Source organism: Flexivirga sp. G2 (assembly GCF_055397625.1).
Genome location: NZ_AP039675.1, coordinates 1,409,799 through 1,428,388, shown reverse-complemented (window position 1 = coordinate 1,428,388; position 18,590 = coordinate 1,409,799). Strand labels below are relative to the sequence as shown.

Annotated in this window: 18 protein-coding genes and 2 riboswitches; of the genes, 11 read left to right on the top strand and 7 right to left on the bottom strand. The window is 69.2% G+C overall.

Features of this window, described 5'->3' with window-relative positions; genetic code table 11:
• Positions 1-343 precede the first annotated feature (343 nt).
• Positions 344-456, top strand: a riboswitch (SAM riboswitch).
• 48 nt (positions 457-504) lie between these two features.
• Positions 505-1,893, top strand: a complete 1,389-nt coding sequence (locus ACZ50J_RS06980) for an aminotransferase class V-fold PLP-dependent enzyme (protein WP_464300542.1) — start codon at positions 505-507, stop codon at positions 1,891-1,893.
• Here the strand turns inward: ACZ50J_RS06980 and ACZ50J_RS06975 are convergent.
• The gene (locus tag ACZ50J_RS06975) at positions 1,871-2,884 is read right to left on the bottom strand and encodes an endonuclease/exonuclease/phosphatase family protein (RefSeq protein ID WP_464300541.1); all 1,014 of its coding nucleotides are present in this window, start codon (positions 2,882-2,884) and stop codon (positions 1,871-1,873) included. The two genes, ACZ50J_RS06980 and ACZ50J_RS06975, sit on opposite strands and share 23 nt — an antisense overlap.
• A 298-nt stretch (positions 2,885-3,182) precedes the next feature.
• Positions 3,183-3,324, top strand: a riboswitch (cyclic di-AMP (ydaO/yuaA leader).
• Between the two features lie 4 nt (positions 3,325-3,328).
• Here ACZ50J_RS06975 and ACZ50J_RS06970 point away from each other — a divergent pair.
• Positions 3,329-4,051, top strand: a complete 723-nt coding sequence (locus ACZ50J_RS06970) for a transglycosylase family protein (RefSeq protein WP_464300540.1) — start codon at positions 3,329-3,331, stop codon at positions 4,049-4,051.
• 100 nt (positions 4,052-4,151) lie between these two features.
• A complete protein-coding gene (locus tag ACZ50J_RS06965) occupies positions 4,152-5,153 on the top strand; it encodes a phosphotransferase (RefSeq protein ID WP_464300539.1) in 1,002 nt (333 codons plus the stop codon).
• 81 nt (positions 5,154-5,234) lie between these two features.
• Here ACZ50J_RS06965 and ACZ50J_RS06960 read toward each other — a convergent pair whose 3' ends face one another.
• Both ACZ50J_RS06960 and dapA read right to left on the bottom strand, forming a co-directional pair.
• Entirely contained in the window at positions 5,235-6,920 is a 1,686-nt protein-coding gene (locus tag ACZ50J_RS06960; RefSeq protein WP_464300538.1) for a ribonuclease J, read from the bottom strand.
• Positions 6,917-7,813 carry a 4-hydroxy-tetrahydrodipicolinate synthase gene (gene dapA, locus ACZ50J_RS06955; protein ID WP_464300537.1) on the bottom strand — a complete coding sequence of 299 codons (897 nt, stop codon included), beginning with the start codon at positions 7,811-7,813 and terminating at the stop codon, positions 6,917-6,919. Before dapA ends, ACZ50J_RS06960 begins: the two co-directional genes overlap by 4 nt.
• A gap of 328 nt (positions 7,814-8,141) precedes the next feature.
• Here dapA and ACZ50J_RS06950 point away from each other — a divergent pair, with 328 nt between their 5' ends.
• The gene (locus ACZ50J_RS06950; protein ID WP_464300536.1) at positions 8,142-8,954 is read left to right on the top strand and encodes a thymidylate synthase; all 813 of its coding nucleotides are present in this window, start codon (positions 8,142-8,144) and stop codon (positions 8,952-8,954) included.
• Between the two features lie 52 nt (positions 8,955-9,006).
• On the top strand, positions 9,007-9,957 hold the full coding sequence (locus ACZ50J_RS06945; protein ID WP_464300535.1) for a dihydrofolate reductase: 951 nt from the start codon (positions 9,007-9,009) through the stop codon (positions 9,955-9,957).
• Between the two features lie 17 nt (positions 9,958-9,974).
• On the opposite strand, the gene ACZ50J_RS06940 is transcribed toward ACZ50J_RS06945, so the two are convergent.
• On the bottom strand, positions 9,975-10,784 hold the full coding sequence (locus tag ACZ50J_RS06940; RefSeq protein ID WP_464300534.1) for an FAD-binding oxidoreductase: 810 nt from the start codon (positions 10,782-10,784) through the stop codon (positions 9,975-9,977).
• An 84-nt stretch (positions 10,785-10,868) separates the two neighbouring features.
• On the opposite strand from ACZ50J_RS06940, the gene ACZ50J_RS06935 reads away from it, so the two are divergent.
• From ACZ50J_RS06935 to ACZ50J_RS06920, 4 genes are read left to right on the top strand one after another with little or no spacing between them, the layout of a single operon-like run.
• Positions 10,869-11,483 carry an N-acetyltransferase family protein gene (locus ACZ50J_RS06935; RefSeq protein WP_464300533.1) on the top strand — a complete coding sequence of 205 codons (615 nt, stop codon included), beginning with the start codon at positions 10,869-10,871 and terminating at the stop codon, positions 11,481-11,483.
• A complete protein-coding gene (locus tag ACZ50J_RS06930; protein ID WP_464300532.1) occupies positions 11,480-12,208 on the top strand; it encodes an AzlC family ABC transporter permease in 729 nt (242 codons plus the stop codon). Before ACZ50J_RS06935 ends, ACZ50J_RS06930 begins: the two co-directional genes overlap by 4 nt.
• Positions 12,209-12,212: 4 nt before the next feature.
• The gene (locus ACZ50J_RS06925; protein WP_464300531.1) at positions 12,213-12,527 is read left to right on the top strand and encodes an AzlD domain-containing protein; all 315 of its coding nucleotides are present in this window, start codon (positions 12,213-12,215) and stop codon (positions 12,525-12,527) included.
• Between the two features lie 18 nt (positions 12,528-12,545).
• Positions 12,546-13,337 carry a tyrosine-protein phosphatase gene (locus ACZ50J_RS06920; protein ID WP_464300530.1) on the top strand — a complete coding sequence of 264 codons (792 nt, stop codon included), beginning with the start codon at positions 12,546-12,548 and terminating at the stop codon, positions 13,335-13,337.
• 6 nt (positions 13,338-13,343) lie between these two features.
• On the opposite strand, the gene ACZ50J_RS06915 is transcribed toward ACZ50J_RS06920, so the two are convergent.
• From ACZ50J_RS06915 to dapB, 3 genes are all read right to left on the bottom strand, one after another.
• Entirely contained in the window at positions 13,344-14,096 is a 753-nt protein-coding gene (locus tag ACZ50J_RS06915) for a type 1 glutamine amidotransferase (RefSeq protein ID WP_464300529.1), read from the bottom strand.
• 12 nt (positions 14,097-14,108) lie between these two features.
• The gene (locus ACZ50J_RS06910; protein WP_464300528.1) at positions 14,109-14,741 is read right to left on the bottom strand and encodes a DedA family protein; all 633 of its coding nucleotides are present in this window, start codon (positions 14,739-14,741) and stop codon (positions 14,109-14,111) included.
• Between the two features lie 95 nt (positions 14,742-14,836).
• The gene (gene dapB, locus ACZ50J_RS06905) at positions 14,837-15,586 is read right to left on the bottom strand and encodes a 4-hydroxy-tetrahydrodipicolinate reductase (protein WP_464300527.1); all 750 of its coding nucleotides are present in this window, start codon (positions 15,584-15,586) and stop codon (positions 14,837-14,839) included.
• Between the two features lie 181 nt (positions 15,587-15,767).
• Between dapB and ACZ50J_RS06900 the strand changes: the two genes are divergently transcribed.
• Positions 15,768-17,558 carry an MFS transporter gene (locus ACZ50J_RS06900; protein ID WP_464300526.1) on the top strand — a complete coding sequence of 597 codons (1,791 nt, stop codon included), beginning with the start codon at positions 15,768-15,770 and terminating at the stop codon, positions 17,556-17,558.
• 10 nt (positions 17,559-17,568) lie between these two features.
• Positions 17,569-18,588 carry a cytochrome c oxidase assembly protein gene (locus tag ACZ50J_RS06895; protein WP_464300525.1) on the top strand — a complete coding sequence of 340 codons (1,020 nt, stop codon included), beginning with the start codon at positions 17,569-17,571 and terminating at the stop codon, positions 18,586-18,588.
• The last annotated feature ends 2 nt before the right edge of the window (positions 18,589-18,590 follow it).

Sequence of the window (18,590 nt, the reverse complement as noted above, 5' to 3'; positions counted from 1 at the left end):
TGCCGCGTGCCGCGCGCAGCGGGAACGGCAGTCCGCCCCCGGCCGGCTTGCCACCGGATCGGGCCTTCGCCCCGGTCGCCTTCTTGGCGGGCGGGCGGGTCGAGGTGCGTCCCGACGCGGGACGGGAGCGCGAGCCGGCCGCGCTGGACCCGGATTTGCTCCGGGTCGCGCGCGCGGTCGTTGTCGACGAGGACGGACGGGTAGCCACGAAAACACCGTACGCGACAACCCCACCAGCCCCATGGGAAACACGCCGCGCGCAGCGTCGGAGGCGCGTCACCCGTTCCCACTCCGCGGGACGGGTTTGACGCCGCCGCGGGGCCGACCGCTACATTTGATGCCAGGTCATGAGTCTCAGCGTCAAGCCCCGGCTAGCTGAGCGGCAACCCTCCACCGCGGTGGGGTGCTCCGGGTGACGACCGGGCCGACGTGACAACACGTCGGCAAGCGCGGATCGGCTCTGCAACTGCCCTCGTCGATCCCTGATCGGCCAAGGAGCAGCCGTTGAGCATCATCAGCATCGACCCCGAGCAGGACACCACCGCACAGCACGAGGCCGGTCGGCAGTTGGGTGTGCCCGCCGTGGGCACCCGCTCCAGCCGCGCCACCGCGAACGGCCTGCCCACCACCGTCTCTGCCGACCTCGGCGTGCCGACGGTCCATCGCACGGTCACCGACTACGCCAACTTCGATCACGGCGCGACGACACCGGCGTTGGTCGCCGTCGCCGAGGCAGCCGAGCAGGTGCAGCGCCGCTACGGCTCGGTGCACCGCGGCGCCGGCTACGCGAGCCGGGTCACCACCGGCTGGTTCGAGGCGGCACGCGCTCAGGTCGCCGCCTTCGTCGGGGCCCGCTCCGGCGACGAGGTCGTCTTCACTCGCAACACCACCGACGCGTTGCGACTGCTCGCGCACTGTCTGCCGCAGGACACCCGGGTCTTCGCCTGGGAGTCGGCGCACCACGCCGCGCTGCTGCCGTGGGAGCAGGACCGCACCACCCGCCTGCCCGTTCCGTCGGGCACGCAGCACGCCATACAACTGCTGCGCGAAGCGCTCGAGCAGTCTCCCGTGGGCGAGCGACTCGTGGTGCTCACCGGCGCCTGCAACGTAACCGGTGAGATCTGGCCGATCGCCGAACTCGTCGCAGTGGCAAGGGAGTTCGGCGCCCGCACCGTTCTCGACGCAGCACAGTACGCACCGCACGTGCGAATCGACCTCGACGAGCTCGGGGTCGACTGGGTCGCCTTCTCCGGCCACAAGCTCTATGCCCCGTATGGCGCGGGCGTGCTCGCCGGCCGCAGCGACTGGCTCGATGCCGCCGACCCGTACCTCCCGGCCGGCGGTGCGACGGCGCGCGTGTCGCACGACCAGACGCAATGGCAGACGGGTCCGGCCCGCCACGAGGGCGGCACGCCGAACGCCGTCGGAGCCGTCGCGATCGCCGCCGCCTGCGCCACGTTGGAGGCGAACCGCGCGACGATCGTTGCGCACGAGGCGCAACTACATGGTCGGCTCCGTGCCGGACTCGCCGCGATCGACGGAGTTCGCGTCATCGAGGTGCTCGGCGAGCGACCGAACGTCGGCGTCGTGACGTTCACCGTCGAGGACTACGACCCGTCCCTGGTCTCGCAGGTGCTGGCCGACGAGGAGGCCATCGCGGTGCGCGACGGCCGGTTCTGCGCCCATCTCTTGTGCGACGCCGTCGTCGGTGAGGGCGCGTGCGCCATACGGGCGAGTCTCGGGCTGGCCACGAACGGTGAGCACGTCGACCGGCTGGTCGCCGCGGTACGCCGCCTGGTCGAGCACGGCCCGGCCCTGTCCTACGTGCACACCGACGAGGGCTGGTCGGCACCGGCGGATCCGCGCGACCTCAGTGAGCCGCTCCCCTGGTGATCGAGTTGGTGACCGGTTCCAGGCGCAATCGCGCCCAGTAGCCGCGGTGATCTGTGCCGGCGATGTCGACGGTGCCGTCAGCCACGACACCGAAGCCACGGGTCAACACGTGGTCCAGTTGCACGAAGGGCGGCAGCCACGCGTCGTGCGGCCAGGTTCGGGTCCAGCCCGCGCCGGTCGCCCGGCTGCTGTCGGTGAGTCCGTCGGCGAGATCGCGGAACGCGGGCATCGACGGCGACGCGTTGAAGTCCCCGGCCATCACCAACGGCCGGCCCACCGGCAGTCCGTCGCGCCAGTGCGCGAGTGATCGCAGCGCGGTCCGCCAGTCCGAGACGATGTCCGGCAGCGGCGCCGGCGTGTGCACGGCTCGCAGCCGGTAGTCGCCCACCGCGGTCCGGACGCGTATGTCGGGACTGCTCGCGAAGATCCCCGCACGGTGCTCCGCCAGGAGTGTCAGGTGGTGCTTGCTGCGCACCACGGTGCCGCGCAGCCCCGGTCGGGCGCGGCCGGCCTGCTGCGGCAGCACCGCATCGAGCCCGTGCTTCCGCAACGCCGCCAACTCCTGCGGCGTGCACTCCTGGAGCACCAGCGTGTCGACGTTCCGTGCACGCGCCGCGGCGACGACCTGCACCGGATCGGCCCCGCCGTACTGCAGATTGAGCGTCATCACGATCTCGTCGTGTGGCCCGGCAGCCACGGTGTCGCTGCGCAGCGCCGTCATACCAAACGCAGCGGGAGGTATGGCGACGACGAGCGCGCCGACCGCCAGCCAGCGGTACCGCAGCGCCGCCACCGCCATCAGCAGGACGAACGCCGACACGCCGAACACCGGGAAGAACGCCTGTATGACGGGCACCAGCCAGGTCGCGTCGAGCCACCGCGCGCACACGCCCAGGGCGACGATGACAAGCAGAGCCGCCAGAATCCACCAGGGCACGGACCGGGCCTCGGCGCGCCACCGGAATCGTGGATCGCGAGGAGGTTCGGGCACCTCGTGATTCTCGCGCACGCGCGTGCGCGTGATGTAGCGGCATCAGCGGGGCTGATGTGACGCAAGCAACACTTTTTCGTGTGACTCCGGCAACACTTTCAAAAAAAGTCACGAAATGGTCACGGTTCGACTTGGAAAACGTGTCGGGACCACGTACCTTCGACGATCGGTGGTTCAAACTTCGTCCCCCTGGCCGGAGGTCCGATCCATCGCCCGAGTTCGCGCAACCCGGCTCGATCTCGATACTGCCTGCGGCTCGCCGCGCACAACCTCGTTGGGCGGCCGCGTACATCTGGGACGGTCCCGGAGGCACAACGAGGATGGGGAACCCATTTCGGTCGCGAGAGCGGCCTTGGGGTGAGAGCAGGCCAAAAACGGCTTGCCGGGCACCTGACAGCCCGACCCGACAGCTAACCCCGTATGCGCACGTCAGGAGAGGAATCAATGAACCTCAGCAAGAAGACTCAGACCACGACCCGCGCCGTCGGCATCGGGGTTGCCGCCGCTGCGGCCCTCGCCGCCGCAGGCGTCGCCACTGCCGGCAACGCCCACGCCGCCTCGGTTTCCACCTGGGACCGCGTCGCCGCGTGCGAGAGCGGTGGCAACTGGGCCATCAACACCGGCAACGGTTTCCACGGTGGTCTGCAGTTCACCCACTCGACCTGGATCGCCTACGGCGGTGGCGCCTACGCGTCCGACGCCAACTTGGCGTCCAAGTCCGCTCAGATCGCGATCGCCGAGAAGGTTCTGGCTTCGCAGGGTCCCGGCGCCTGGCCGGTCTGCTCCGTGCGTGCGGGCCTGACCCGTGGCGGCGGCGCCCCGGTGGTCAACCCGACCCCGGCGCCGAAGAAGACCTACACGGCCCCCAAGAAGACCTACACCGCGCCGAAGAAGACCTACACGGCCCCCAAGAAGACCTACTCGGCCCCGCAGACGTCGCGCTCCTCGCAGCGTCCGACCTACTCGGCGCCCAAGAAGGTCTACACCGCGCCGAAGGTCGCCCTCTCGGGCAAGACCCTCACCGTCAAGTCCGGTGACACCCTGAGCAAGCTGGCCGAGACCTACCAGGTCAAGGGCGGCTGGCAGGCACTGTTCGCGGCCAACAAGGGCACCGTGAACGACGCCAACCTGATCTTCGTCGGCCAGCACCTGAACCTGCCGGCCTGAGCTGATCGTCCGTCAGCGCCGACCCGGCGTTGACAACCGGGAAGCCCCGTTCCACCGATTCGGTGGGGCGGGGCTTCCGCCATGTGGTGGGGTTGTCGGTATGACGATCCCAGGCGCCCCGGTGGTCACGATGTTGTGGGAGCCGGACGATCCGGCCACGGCATTGTCGGAGCGATTCGGCTTCGCCGACGCCGCGACGGCGACCGATTGGGTCTCCCGCACTGTTGAGCAGCACTGGGGTGTGGGGGTCGGCGAATGCGAGCGCATCGTCATGAGTTTCAAGAACGCCTTGGTGTGGCTCCGGACAACGGAAGGGCTGCTGCTCGCCAAGTGGTCGATCGCAGCGCATCGGTTCGACCGCCTCTCCGCACTCGCGGAGCTGACCGCATGGCTCGATGCGCGCGGGCTGCCCGTGTCGGCGCCACTGCCGGTTCTCGACGGGCGACGTCAGGTGGAGGTCGACGGTGTGTCGCTGAGCCTGCAGCGGCACATCCACGGAGAACTGCTGGACGTCACGTCGCCGGACCAGGTGCGTGCCGCCGGCGTCGTGCTCGCCCGGTTGCACGACGCCCTGTCGTCATACCCCGAGGTCGAGCGGCTCACGAAGCTCGTGCCACCTGCAGCGACGCCGGGCGCCCGGATCAGCGACTGGCTCGCGTCGGATCACCCGCGAGCACCCCAGGACGTGGTGGACGCCCTGCGGCAACGGCTGGCCGATGCACCCGCGGATCCGCTTCCGAGTCAGCTCGTGCACGGCGACTTCCGCGCGGCGAACGTCCTCGTCGCCGGGAAGAACGTGACCGCCGTCCTGGACTTCGAGGAGGCCTGCTGCGACCACCGCATCGTTGATCTGGCCCGATCGGCGGTGCTGCTGGGCACCAAGTTCCACGACTGGGGTCCGATCCCGCCCGAGGTCCGCGCCGCCTTTCTGGACGGCTATCAGTCGGTATGCCGACTCTCCACCGTCGAGGCGGCCTGGTGGGACACGCTCGTCCTGTGGTTCTCGCTGGCGATGATCCCCGACGGCGACGACCCGACCGGTTGGGCCGACGCCGCCGCGGCCGAGTTGGACTTCCGAACCGCCACAACCCAGCGCGACTAAATCCCTACTGTCGCCACTTTGTCGCCGGAAACGGCCGATTCGAGCGAGAAAGTGGCGACAGTAGCGAGGTGTTCGCCGTGGTCACGCGTCAATGACGATGGGGATGATCATCGGGCGGCGGCGCAGCTTGCCGCCGACGAACCCACCGACCGCCCGCCGGATGACCTGCTGCAGCTGGTAGGTGTCGCTGATGCCCTTCTCACGGGCCTGCTCCAGCGCCTCGTCCAGCTTGGGCCGCACCTTGTCGAAGACGTCGTCGTCCTCGGCGAAGCCACGGGTCTGGATCTCCGGGCCGGAGACGATCTTGCCGGTGTCGGCGTCGCGCACCACGATGATCGTCACGAAGCCCTCGTCGCGCAGGATGCGACGGTCCTTGAGCATCGTCTCGTCGGTCGTGCCGACGAGGGAGCCGTCGACATACACATAGCCGCACGGGACCGCGCCGACGATCGAGGCGCGCCCGTCGACCAGGTCGACGACGACGCCGTCCTCGGCGAGCAGCACCCGGTTGGCGGGCACCCCGGTCGCGATGGCGAGGTCGCCGTTGGCAACCAGGTGACGCCATTCGCCGTGGATCGGCATGACGTTGCGGGGCTTGACGATGTTGTAGCAGTAGAGCAGTTCGCCGGCGCTGGCGTGGCCGGAGACGTGCACCAGCGCGTTCCCCTTGTGTATGACGCTCGCACCGCGTCGCATCAGGCCGTTGATGACCCGATAGACGGCGTTCTCATTGCCCGGGATCAGCGACGACGCCATCAGCACGGTGTCGCCCGGACCGATGTCGATGGTGTTGTGGTCACCGTTCGCCATCCGGGAGAGCGCGGCCATCGGCTCGCCCTGCGAACCGGTCGACACCAGCACGATCTGGTTGTCGGCGAACTTGTCGATCTTCTTCAGGTCGACCAGCACACCCTCGGGCACGTGCAGGTACCCCAGGTCGGCCGCGATGCCCATGTTGCGCACCATCGACCGGCCGACGAAGGCGACCTTGCGGCGGTGCAGCGCTGCGGCGTCCAGCACCTGCTGCACGCGGTGCACGTGCGAGGAGAAGCACGCGACGATGATTCGCCGCTCGGCCTGCTGGAAGACCCGCTCGACGGCCGGCGCGATGTTGCGCTCCGGTGTGGTGAAGCCGGGGACCTCGGCGTTGGTGGAGTCGGTGAGGAAGAGGTCGACGCCCTCCTCCCCCGCCTTGGCGAACGCCCGCAGGTCGGTGATCCGACCGTCGAGCGGCAACTGGTCCATCTTGAAGTCACCGGTGATCAGCAGGTTGCCGCCGGGCGTCTTGACGAAGACCGCGAGTGCGTCGGGGATGGAGTGGTTGACGGCGATGAAGTCGCAGTCGAAGGCGCCGAGCTGCTCGTTGCCGCCCTCCTTCACCGCGAGGGTGTAGGGCTTGATCCGGTGTTCCTTGAGCTTGGCCTCGACCAGCGCGAGGGTCAGCGTGGAACCGACCAGCGGGATGTCCGGCTTGAGACGCAGCAGATAGGGCACGGCGCCGATGTGGTCCTCGTGCCCGTGGGTGAGGACGATCGCCTCGATGTCCTCGAGGCGGTCCTTGATGTATTCGAAATCCGGGAGGATCAGGTCGACGCCGGGGTGGTCCTCGGGGAAGAGCACGCCGCAGTCGACGACGAGCAGCCTCCCGTCATACTCCACGACCGTCATGTTGCGGCCGACCTCACCGAGCCCGCCCAGCGGGACTACCCGCACACCGCCCTTGGGTAGTGCCGGGGGCTCTTCGAGTTCGGGATGGGGATGGCTCACATCAGTCCTTGTGTTGACAGTGCATCGCGCAGGATCGCGCGGTGTTCTTCGGGTGCCGGCACCAATGGGAGCCGGCAGAAGTCGGAGTCGATCACGCCCATGAGGCGCAGTGCGGCCTTGGCCTGGATGGTGCCCTGGGTGACGTTCATGACGGCGTTGATCACCGGGCCGAGCTCGTGGTTGATCGCACGCGCAGCGGGCAGGTCGCCTGCGACGACGGCACGCAGCAACGCGACGAGGCGGCCGCTGGCGACGTTGCCGACGGTGCTCACCAGGCCGGTGGCGCCGAGCGCCAGGAAGGGCAGGTTGAGCGCGTCGTCGCCGGAGTACCAGAGCAGCCCGGTCTCCACCATCAGCGGTGCGCTGCTGGCAAGGTCGCCCTTGGCGTCCTTGAGGGCCTTGATGTTCGGCACCTCGGCGAGCGCGCGGATGGTGTCGGGCGCGAGGGCGGTTCCGGTCCGGCCGGGTATGTCGTAGGCCATCGCCGGCAGATCCGTCGCGCCGGCGACGGTGCGGTAGTGCTCGAGCACACCGGCCTGCGGCGGCTTGTTGTAGTAGGGCGTGACGATCAGGGCGGCACGCGCGCCGGCGCCGGCGAGGTTGCGCGCTGCTGCCACGGAGTGCGCGGTGTCGTTGGTGCCCACGCCCGCCATCACGATCGCGCGGTCGCCGACGGCTTCGGCGACAGCACGCACGACATCGATGTTCTCCTGGTCGGTGGTGGTCGCCGACTCGCCGGTCGTGCCGTTGACGAGGATCCCGTCATTCCCCTCGTCGACCAGACGAGCGGCGAGCTTCTGCGCGCCGTCCAGGTCGAGCGAGCCGTCGTCGTGCATGGGTGTCACCATCGCGGTGATCATCGTGCCGAAGGGATTGGCGGAGGACTGCGTCATACCCACAGGCTATCGGCGCGGCCGGGTCACGCGCGGACCCCTTCCGCGTGCCGGGCAACGCGGGCGACGGGTCGGACAGGGCCGGTGAAATGACTGATCGCGTCGTCACCCGCTCGGGGGTCCGGGTGACGACGCGATCAACGGTTACATCGGGGGTCAGTTGAAAGCGTTACAACATTCGAATGTGATCTAGGTCACATTCGAATGACGAGCATTCACCGGGTACGTCGGGACGTACGCCGGGCGCCGGTCCGACCGGCGCCGCACGGTGCCGTTGCGGCCGCGGTTGCCGGTGCTCCGTCGGTGCGCGCTGATAGCGTCTGGAGCCGTGAAGCAGTACCTGGACCTCCTCGATCGGGTCATCGCCGAAGGCACTCGCAAGGACGACCGCACGGGCACCGGCACGCTGTCGGTCTTCGGGCATCAGATGCGCTTCGACCTGACCGCCGGCTTCCCCGCGCTGACCACCAAGAAGCTGCACCTGCGCTCGATCATCGGTGAGCTGCTGTGGTTCCTGCGCGGCGACACCAACGTGCAGTGGCTGCACGACCGAAAGATCTCCATCTGGGACGAGTGGGCCGACGCCGACGGCGAGCTGGGTCCGATCTACGGCCACCAGTGGCGGTCCTGGCCGACGCCGGACGGCGGCACGATCGACCAGATCGCGCGACTGATCGACGGCCTGCGCACCAATCCGGACTCGCGCCGGCACATCGTCTCCGCCTGGAACGTCGCCGATGTCGACGACATGGCGCTGCCGCCCTGCCACACGATGTTCCAGTTCTACGTGGGAGCCGAGACGCCGGACGGCCGCCGGTCCCTGTCCTGCCAGCTCTATCAGCGGTCCGCCGACATCTTCCTGGGCGTGCCGTTCAACATCGCGTCCTACGCCCTGCTGACCGCCATGGTCGCGCAGGTCACCGACCTGGTGCCCGGCGAGTTCGTGCACACCATCGGCGACGCGCACCTCTACCTCAACCACCTGGACCAGGCCCGGCTGCAGCTGACCCGTCAGCCCGGCCCGCTGCCGACGCTGCGGCTCAACCCCGAGATCCGCGAGATCGACGCGTTCGACCTGCCGGACATCTCGCTTGAGGACTACGTCGCCGCACCCACGATCAAGGCGCCGATCGCCGTATGACGCAGCACCAGGTGAACGTCGCCGCCCGAGGGACGAGGGAGGCGACGAGAGGATGACCATCAGCTTCATCGCGGCGGTCGCCCGCAACGGCGTCGTCGGGCGCGACGGGCAGATGCCGTGGCGGGTGCCCGGCGAGCAGAAGGCCTTCAAGGCCGCGACGATGGGCCACCCGATGGTGATGGGCCGGCGAACGTTCGAGTCGCACGGTCTGCTGCCCGGGCGCCGGCACATCGTGCTGACCCGCGATCCGGAGTGGTCGGCCGACGGCGTCGAGGTGGCGCACTCGGTCGACGAGGCGCTCTTCCTGGTCGGCGACGACGACTTCTTCGTGACCGGCGGTGGCCAGGTCTGGGAGCTCTTCGCGCCCTACGCCGACCGGATGGTGCTGTCCGAGATCCCCTTGGAGCCCGAGGGTGACACGGTGTTCCCCGGTTGGCCCCTCACCGATTCCCCCGTATGGCGCGAGGCGTCCCGTGAGCCGCACGACGGCTGGACGGTGCTGACCTACGAGCGCCGCACGCCGCGGACCCAGGTCGATGTCGGTCCACGCATCGCCGCGTCGGCGGACGCCGGCGCGACCGAGATCAAGGTCGGCGCGAGTTGTGCCATCGGCGACGGCGACCGGTTGCTGCTCACCCGACGCGAGGACAACGGTCTGTGGTGTCTGCCCGGTGGCGGCGCGGAGATCGGCGAGACCTGGTCCGAGGCGGCGGTTCGGGAGGCTCGCGAGGAGACCGGTCTGCAGGTGGCCGTCGACTCGGTGTTGTCGGCATACAGCAACCCGGACGTCGTGATCGTCCATCGGGACGGTCGGCGACGGGCGATCTTCGGGGTGTGCTTCCGCGCCCATGTCGTCGACGGCACGGCCGGCGTCTCGGACGAGGTCACCGAGTCGGCGTGGTTCACGCGCGACGAGGCATCCCGGTTGCCGATCATCCCCGCTCACCGCCCCCTGGTGCGCGCATTCTACGAAACCGACTCCGCCACAACGCTTTTCGACTGAGCGCGGGCGACCCCTGATCAGTCGATCGGCACCGGATCCTGGAAGAACTCCTCGTGGTGCACGGTTGCCGGGTCGGCACCATCCGCGACGACGGCGGCTCGCACGTCGTTGACCATGCCGGTCGGTCCGCACAGGAACCAGTGGTCGACCTCGGGGATCGCCACGCCGGCACGGCGCAGGATCTGCCGCACCATGGGGCCGTCGATCCGGCCGGTGAGCAACGGATCCCGCTCGGACGTGTCGCGGGAGAACACCTCGATGAGGTCGAACCGGGTGGGGAACGTGTCGGCCAACTGCTCCAGTTCGTCCCGGAACATCGTGCTCGCGGGCGTCCGGTTGCCGAAGATCAGCGTGACCTGGGAGCCGGGCTCGTCCTCGAGCACAGTGCGGACGAGCGAGATGACCGGGGTGATACCGGACCCGGCCGCGACAGCGACCAGCTCCCGCTCGGTGTCCTCGGTTGGGCACACGAAGTCGCCCAGCGGTGCGAGCACGGCGATCCGGTCGCCGACCTGCACCACCCGGTTGAGCCACACCGACATGGCGCCACCGTCGACCTCGTTCGAGGCGATCCGCAGCTGATGGGTCTCGGCGGCCTGGGCACGCGACATACAGATGGAGTAGGAGCGGCGCACGTCCGCCCCGTCGATCTCCGCCCGCAGTGTCAGGTGCTGGCCCGGCTGGAAGCGGAAGGTCTCGCGCAGCTCGTCCGGTATGTCGAAGGTGATCGCGACGGCCCGCTCGGTCAGCCGCTGGATGTCGGCGACGGTCAGCGGATGGAACTGCGGGCGGCGGTGGCGCACTCCGGCGGACTTCAACAGGCTCACAACGAGGGAAGCCTCTCAGATCGCCGCGGTCGCCGCGCGAGCACCCACTGCGGGATGCCGCCGCCGGGATGAAAAACTGACCGGATGAACTCCCCCACCAGTGACGCCGGGGTCCGTACCGCGCGCCCGAACGACGTCCCCGCCGTCGCGCACGTGCAGGCCGCCGTATGGCGGGACGCCTACGGCCCACTGGTCGACGCCGAGGTCCGGGACGCGTTCACCCCCGCGGCCTTCGAACCGGCCTGGCGGCAGTCGCTGCGCAACCCGCCGACCCCGCTGCACCGCCTCCTCGTCGCCACCGAGGGCGAGACGGTCGTCGGTTTTGCGGCGATCGGGCCGGCGGACGACGCCGGGGCCGCCGCTGACGACACCGCATCGACCGACACGAACGACTCGGCCGAGCGGCAGCGCCGGATCGGCGAGATCTTCACCTTCGGGGTCACCCCGCAGCGCCGCGGCACCGGCAATGGTTCGCGACTGTTGAACGCCGCCGTCGACACCCTGCGCGCCGGGGACTTCGACGACGTGACGATGTGGGTGCTCGCCGACGCCGAGGACGTCCGGGCCTTCGTGACGGCCGCCGGCCTGCAGCCGGATGGCGCCTGGCGCGACCGGGTCATCGCCGCCGACGGCCGGACCGCGCGCGAGGTCCGGCTGACGGCTTCGCTGACCGACCCGGATGACCCCGCCACCTCATGAGCGACTCCTCCGCGGTCGAGCCCGACGGAGCACCTCCAGCGGATGACGCGTCGAAAAGCGTTGCCCGCAAAGGCATCTGGGTGGGTATGGCCACCGGCGCGTACGGCATCAGTTACGGCGCGCTGGCGGTCGCGGCCGGACTCAGCTTCTGGCAGGCGGTCGCCCTGTCGTTGTTGCTCTTCAGCGGCGGTTCACAGTTCGCCCTGGTCGGCGTGATCGGAGCAGGCGGCTCCGGCGCCAGTGCCGTCGGCACTTCCACCCTGCTCGGGCTGCGCAATGGCTTCTACGGCCTCCAGGTGAGCAAGCTGCTGCAGGTGACCGGGTGGCGACGGGCTGCGGCCGCCCACCTCACGATCGACGAGTCCACCGCCGTCACGATCACCCAGCCGAACCGCACCCTGGCCCGGATCGGCTTCTGGTGGACCGGCCTGTCGGTCTTCGTGCTGTGGGGTGCCATGTCCGCGGTCGGCGCGGCCCTGGGCAATGCGATGGGCGACCCCGCCCGTTACGGCCTGGACGCCGCAGCACCGGCAGCCTTCTGTGCGCTGGTCTGGTCACGCCTGCGGACCCGCAGGGCCCAGTTCGTGGCGGTGGCGGCCGGGCTCATCGCGCTCGCGGTCGCGCCGTACACCGCGTCCGGCATACCCGTGCTGATCGCGGCCCTGGCCGCTGTCGTCGCCGGATTCCTGCCGGACCGTTCGGTGACGTCAGCGGAAGAGATCTAAGACGATGAACCTCTGGACCACCGTGCTGCTGGCGAGCGTGATCTCCTTCGCCACCAAGTTCGCCGGGTATGTCGTGCCGCAGTCGGTGCTCGACCATCCGCTCACCGACCGGATCATGCACTACCTGCCGGTCGCGCTGTTGGCGGCACTCATCGCCGTCCAGACCTTCACCGCGAGCAGTGGGTCACTCACCGTGGATGCGCGCGCTGCAGGACTGGCGGTCGCGATGATCTGTCTGCTGCTGCGCGCGCCGTTCCTCGCCGTGGTCGTCGCCGCCGCTGCCACGGCCGCAGTGCTGCGCGCAGTCGGCATCGGCTGACGACGTACTGTGGACGACGTGACGAGCGAGTCTTCTGCGCAGCCCCGCTGGATCGACCTCGACGGTGTCGCGAACATGCGTGACGTGGGCGGTCTGCCCGCCGTCGGCGGCCGCACGGTGCAACCCGACCGGTTGCTGCGCTCGGACAATCTGCAGGACCTCACGGCGCAGGACATTCGCGCGCTCGTCGAGGAGCACGGCGTCACCGATGTGGTCGACCTGCGCAGTGACGTCGAGTTGCGGATCACCGGACCGGGACCGTTGCGCGAGGTCGAAACCGTTGTGCACCACCACCATTCGCTGTTTCCCGACGACCAGGACATCGACACGCGCGACGCCCTGGTGCTCCCCTGGCACGACACCGAGCAGCCCAAGCTGCACGACAACCCGCGCGCCAGTCACTACCTGGGCTATCTCGCCCGGCGCCCCGACTCGGTCGCCGCTGCATTGGACGTCATCGCCACCAGCAGCGGGGCGACCGTGGTGCACTGCGCGGCGGGCAAGGACCGGACGGGCACGGTCGTCGCGATGGCGCTGTCCGTCGCCGGTGTGCCGCGCGAGGAGATCGTCGCCGACTACGTCGCCAGCACCGAACGCACGGAACGGATCGTGCGCCGGCTGGAGCGCTTGCCCGGCTACGCCGACAATCTGCGCGACGTCCCGATGACGGCACACCACTCCCGACCCGAGACGATCACCCGGGTGCTCGAGGCGATCGACGCCGACCATGGGTCGGTCGCCGGGTGGCTGGGATCGATCGGCTGGTCGGACGACCGGATCACCGCGCTGCGGGACAAGCTCACCGCCTGAGGCGGGTCACCTCAACGGGACGCGGCTGGCCGCGGTCTCCGCGACCACGGCCAGGAAACGCTCGAAGAACGCCTGCCACGTCGACTCCAGCTGTCCGTCGTGCTCCTGTGCGACCCGCTTGACCTCGTCGGGGCTGAAACCGAGTTCGGAGATCTTGGCGTCACTCCAGTTGGCGACCCGGGCCGCGCTGGACTCGGGATGCCACTGCGTCGCCCATGCGGTGTCGCCGAGCCGGAACGCCTGGTTGCGGCAGCGCTCGCTCGACATGAGCAGGTGGGCCCCGTCCGGCAGCTGCGTGATCTGGTCACGGTGGCTCTCGATGCCGACCGTGCGAGTCGAAAATGCTTGGAAGAGAGCGTCGTCCGCGGCAGCGGGCTGCGGCGTGAGTTCGGTGACACCCTTCTCCGGCATACCGAAGTCTCCCTCGACACGTCCGCCGCCGACATGGGCCAGCAGCTGAGCACCCAGGCAGATGCCGAGCACCGGCACACCGCGGTCGAGACAGTCCCGGGCGAGGGCTCGCTCGGCCGCCAGCCACGGATGCTCGCGGTCGGCATCGGGCAGGAAGCCGCCGCCGAGCATGATCAAAGCGTCCAGATCCGTTGCCGCAGAGGGGATCTGGTCACCTTCGTCAGCCTTCACGAGATCGAGCGGGACACCTGCTGCGAGACTCCAGTCGAGCAGTCGGCCAGGTCCGCTGTCCGGATCGTTGCGGATGACGGTCAGTCGGATCGCGTGCGGTGTCGTCGGGGTGGCCATGTCACCAGCCAATCACGCTGCGCGATCAGCCGTGTCCCGCACCGTCGGTCTCGCCCGGCGGCGCGCCACCAGCCACCGGGTTCCCTCGATCAGCGCGGTGAACGCCATCGCGATGCCGAGACCGAACAGGATGCCGGCGAGCGCGTTGTGTTCGAACGTGGCACCGCCGATGTAGCCGAGGCCGAGGCTGTATGTCGCCCAGAGCAGCACGCCCGCCACGTCATACGGCGTGTAGTGCCGCAACGGAGTGCCGCCGGCTCCCATCAGCAGGTTGACCGCGATGCGTCCCCACGGGATGAACCGCCCGACCAACAGCGCCGTCGGCCCCCGTCGACGGATGAGCCGTCGAGTGACGTCGAGTGCCCGGCCGCGACGCGTCTCCGTGCCGATGCGGGCGACGCGGTGGGCGAATCGCCGGCCGATCGAGTACGTGAGATGGTCACCGAGGCAGGCGCCCGCCGCAGCCACCAGGACCACCAGCGCCGCGATCGGCTCGCCGGTGGACGCGGCGTAGACACCGGCCATGATGATCGGGGCCTCACTGGGGAACACCGGGACGAGCGCGTCGACGAAGGACAGCCCGAACAGCACCGGGTAGATCGCCCAGGAATCCATCAGGGCCTCGACGAACGACAGCACATCCACCCGCCACGCACTCCTGTCCCCGGCGGCTCGGACGAGCCGGGACCCGAGAGGTTAGGTGAGCCGGCGAACGTCGCGGTGAACGCCGGTCGACGCGCTCACGCCAATCCGAGGAAGTGCTCCAGTCCGACGGTGAGGCCGGGATGTTCGGGCACCGCCCGTATCCCGGCGAGTACGCCGGGCATGAAGCTGACTCGGTCGAAGGAGTCGTGCCGGATCGTCAGGGCCTCACCCTCGCCACCGAACGAGACCTCCTGGTGGGCGACCCGGCCGCGCAGCCGCTGAGCGTGCACGTGGATGCCGGCGACGGCGGCGCCGCGAGCACCGTCCGGGTCGCTGATGGTTGCGTCGGGGACCGGCCCGAGTCCGGCATCGGCGCGCGCGGCCGCGATCAGCTCCGCGGTGCGTGCCGCCGTCCCCGAGGGCGCGTCGACCTTGGCCGGGTGGTGGGTCTCGACGATCTCGACCGACTCGTAGAACCTCGCAGCCTGCTGGGCGAACGACATCATCAACAGTGCGCCGATCGCGAAGTTGGGGGCGATCAGGACCCCGACCGAATCATGTTCTGCCAGCTTCGCTTTCAGCGCCCCGATCCGCTCCGGGGTCCACCCGGTGGTGCCCACCACGGCATGCACCCCGCGCTCCACGCAGTGGGCCACGTTGGCCGGGGACGAGTCCGGGACGGTGAAGTCGACCGCGACCTGGGCGCCACCCAGGTCGCCGAGGTCGTCCCCTGCGTCGTACCGGCCGACGAGGGTGAGATCCGGGGCATCGTCGACGGCGGCGCACGCGGCCGTCCCCATCCGTCCGGCGGCTCCGATGACAGCGACAGCGAGCGATGTGGTCACGCGGCCAGGGTAGACGCCGCGCCGGCCGGGGTCCGGGATCCGTCCACGCAACGATCACGCCCAGGGAGCTCTTGCATAACGCTGCTATGTTGTTAGTTACCTCGGCTAACGATTTCGCCGGAGATGTCGACGAAATCGCCCGATCCGAACCGACACACACGACGGAAAGCCCGCACCTCCAGTGACCGAAGCCCCCACCCCCGACCAAGGCACGCAACGAACCCGCGGCCCACGACGCCGCTTCGAGGCAGACCATCCCCGCTACAAATGGGTCGCGTTGTCCAACACGACCCTCGGCGTCCTGATGGCGACCATCAACTCCTCGATCGTGATCATCTCGCTCCCCGCGATCTTCCGTGGCATACACCTGGACCCGCTGGGCGCCGGCAACATCAGCTACCTGCTGTGGACCCTGATGGGCTACCTCGTGGTGTCTGCGGTCCTCGTCGTCGCGCTGGGACGGCTGGGCGACATGTTCGGGCGGGTCAAGATGTACAACCTCGGCTTCGTGGTGTTCACCGTCGCCTCGGTGCTGTTGTCGCTCGACCCGCTCGACGGCGGCAACGGCGCGATGTGGATCATCGTCGGCCGCATCCTGCAGGGCGTCGGCGGCGCCATGCTGATGGCCAACTCGACCGCGATCCTCACCGACGCCTTCCCCTCCACCCAACGCGGTATGGCGCTCGGCATCAACCAGGTCGCGGCCATCGCCGGCTCGTTCCTGGGGCTGATCATCGGCGGCGTGCTCTCCGAGTGGCACTGGCGCGCGATCTTCTGGGTGAGCGTGCCGATCGGCCTGCTCGGCACGGTCTGGGCCTACAAGTCGCTGCACGAGCTGGGCACCAAACGCCGCGGCCGCCTCGACATACCGGGCAACATCACCTTCGCGGTCGGCGTGACCGCCATCCTGGTCGCGATCACCTACGGCATCCAGCCGTACGGCGGCCACACCATGGGCTGGACCAACCCGTGGGTGCTGGCCGGACTCATCGGCGGTGCCCTGGTGCTGGCGGCGTTCTGCATCATCGAGACCAAGGTCGCCGACCCGATGTTCTCGATGAGCCTCTTCAAGATCAAGGCGTTCAGTGCCGGCAACTTCGCGGGTCTGCTGGCCTCCGTCGGCCGTGGCGGCATGCAGTTCATGCTGATCATCTGGCTGCAGGGCATCTGGCTGCCGCTGCACGGCTACCGCTACGAGTCCACGCCGTTGTGGGCGGGCATCTTCCTGCTGCCGCTGACCATCGGCTTCCTGATCGCCGGCCCGGTGAGCGGGTTCCTCTCCGACCGGTTCGGCGCGCGGGCGTTCGCCAGTGGCGGGCTGCTGATCACCGCTGCAACGTTCGTCGGATTCCTGCTGATACCGGTGAATTTCAACTACTGGATCTTCGCCACGCTGCTCTTCCTCAATGGCATCGGCTCGGGCATGTTCTCCGCCCCGAACACCACCGCGATCATGAATTCGGTGCCCGCGCATCAGCGCGGTGCGGCGTCCGGCATGCGTGCGACGTTCTTCAACTCCGGCACCTCGCTGTCGATCGGCATCTTCTTCTCGCTGATGATCGCCGGCCTCGCCCAGAACCTGCCGAACGCGATGCGTTCCGGACTGCTCGCCCAGCACGTGCCTGCGTCGGTCGCCGACCAGGTCGCCGGGTTGCCGCCGGTGGGATCGATGTTCGCGGCGTTCCTCGGCTACAACCCGATCGAGAGCCTGCTCGGCCCGACCGGGACGCTGGACAAGATCCCCGCGTCGAACGCCTCGACCTTGACCGGCAAGGAGTTCTTCCCGCACCTGCTGTCCGGGCCGTTCCACGACGGTCTCATCGTGGTCTTCACGGCGGCTGCGGCGATGATGGTCGTCGCGGCCATCGCCAGCCTGCTGCGCGGCAGCAAGTACGTCCACGACGATCTCGCCGAGCAGTCGGAGCAGCCCGAGCAGCCCGCGTCCTCAGCTGACGTTGTGGTTGGTCGGTGACAATTCCCAGGTGACCGGTCTGGCCTCGGAGCCCTTCGACGTATCGAGCTGGTGGACCGCCTGGCGATTCGACGTTGCGGGCGTGCTGCTCGCGGTGCTGCTGCTGGGCGGCTACGGCTGGATGCTGCTCGCCGCGCGGCGGCGTGGGGTCCACTGGCCGTGGTGGCGCGTTGCGTCATACCTCGTGCTCGGGGTGGGCAGCCTGCTCTACGTCACCTGCGGCGCCGTCGGCGTCTACCGCGGGACGTTGCTGTGGATGTTCGCCGCGCAGGTCGCGGTGATCGGCACGGTGACGCCGATGGGTCTGGCGCTGGGTGATCCGTTGCGGCTGCTGACTGCTGCCCTCGGCCCGGACGGCAGCCGGGTCGAGCGCGCGGTGCGATCACGGCTCGTCCGTTCGCTGACCTTCCCACTGGTCAGTTTCCTGCTGGACATCGCCGGCATCATGGCGATCTTCTTCACGCCGTATGGCGACCACGCGGTCCGTTCGCAGTGGCTCGGCACAGTGCTGATCCTGCAGTTGCTGATCGTCGGGCTGCTCTTCGTGCTGCCGACCCTCGCCGACGGGCTGCTGCCGGAGTGGGCGACTCCCCCGGTGCGCACGTTCCTGGCGTTCCTCGACGGCGTCGCGGACGCGTTGCCCGGCATCCTGGTGATGACCGCGAATTCGATTCTGCTGCCCCACTTTCCGGGGTTCTCGCACGCGGCGGATTCACTCCGCGGCGGGCTGAGCCACACACTGGACCAGAAGTATGCCGGCGGTGCGCTGCTCGCCGTGGCGGAGAGTATCGGCGTGCCCATGCTGGCGGCGGTCTTCATCGAGTGGCTGCGCAGTGACGCCGCCGAAGCCCGGGCGACCGACGCCGAGTTGGACCGCGCCGAGCTGGCTCGTGCGTCGCATGGTCGAGCCCATCCGGCGCGTGGCGTCGCATCGTCCGCCGATGATCCGGCGTCCGAGCCCGAGGCGGACCGACCCTGGTGGCTGTCCGATCCCCGGCTGGCGGACCGATTCGGCAACCGCGACGATTGAGG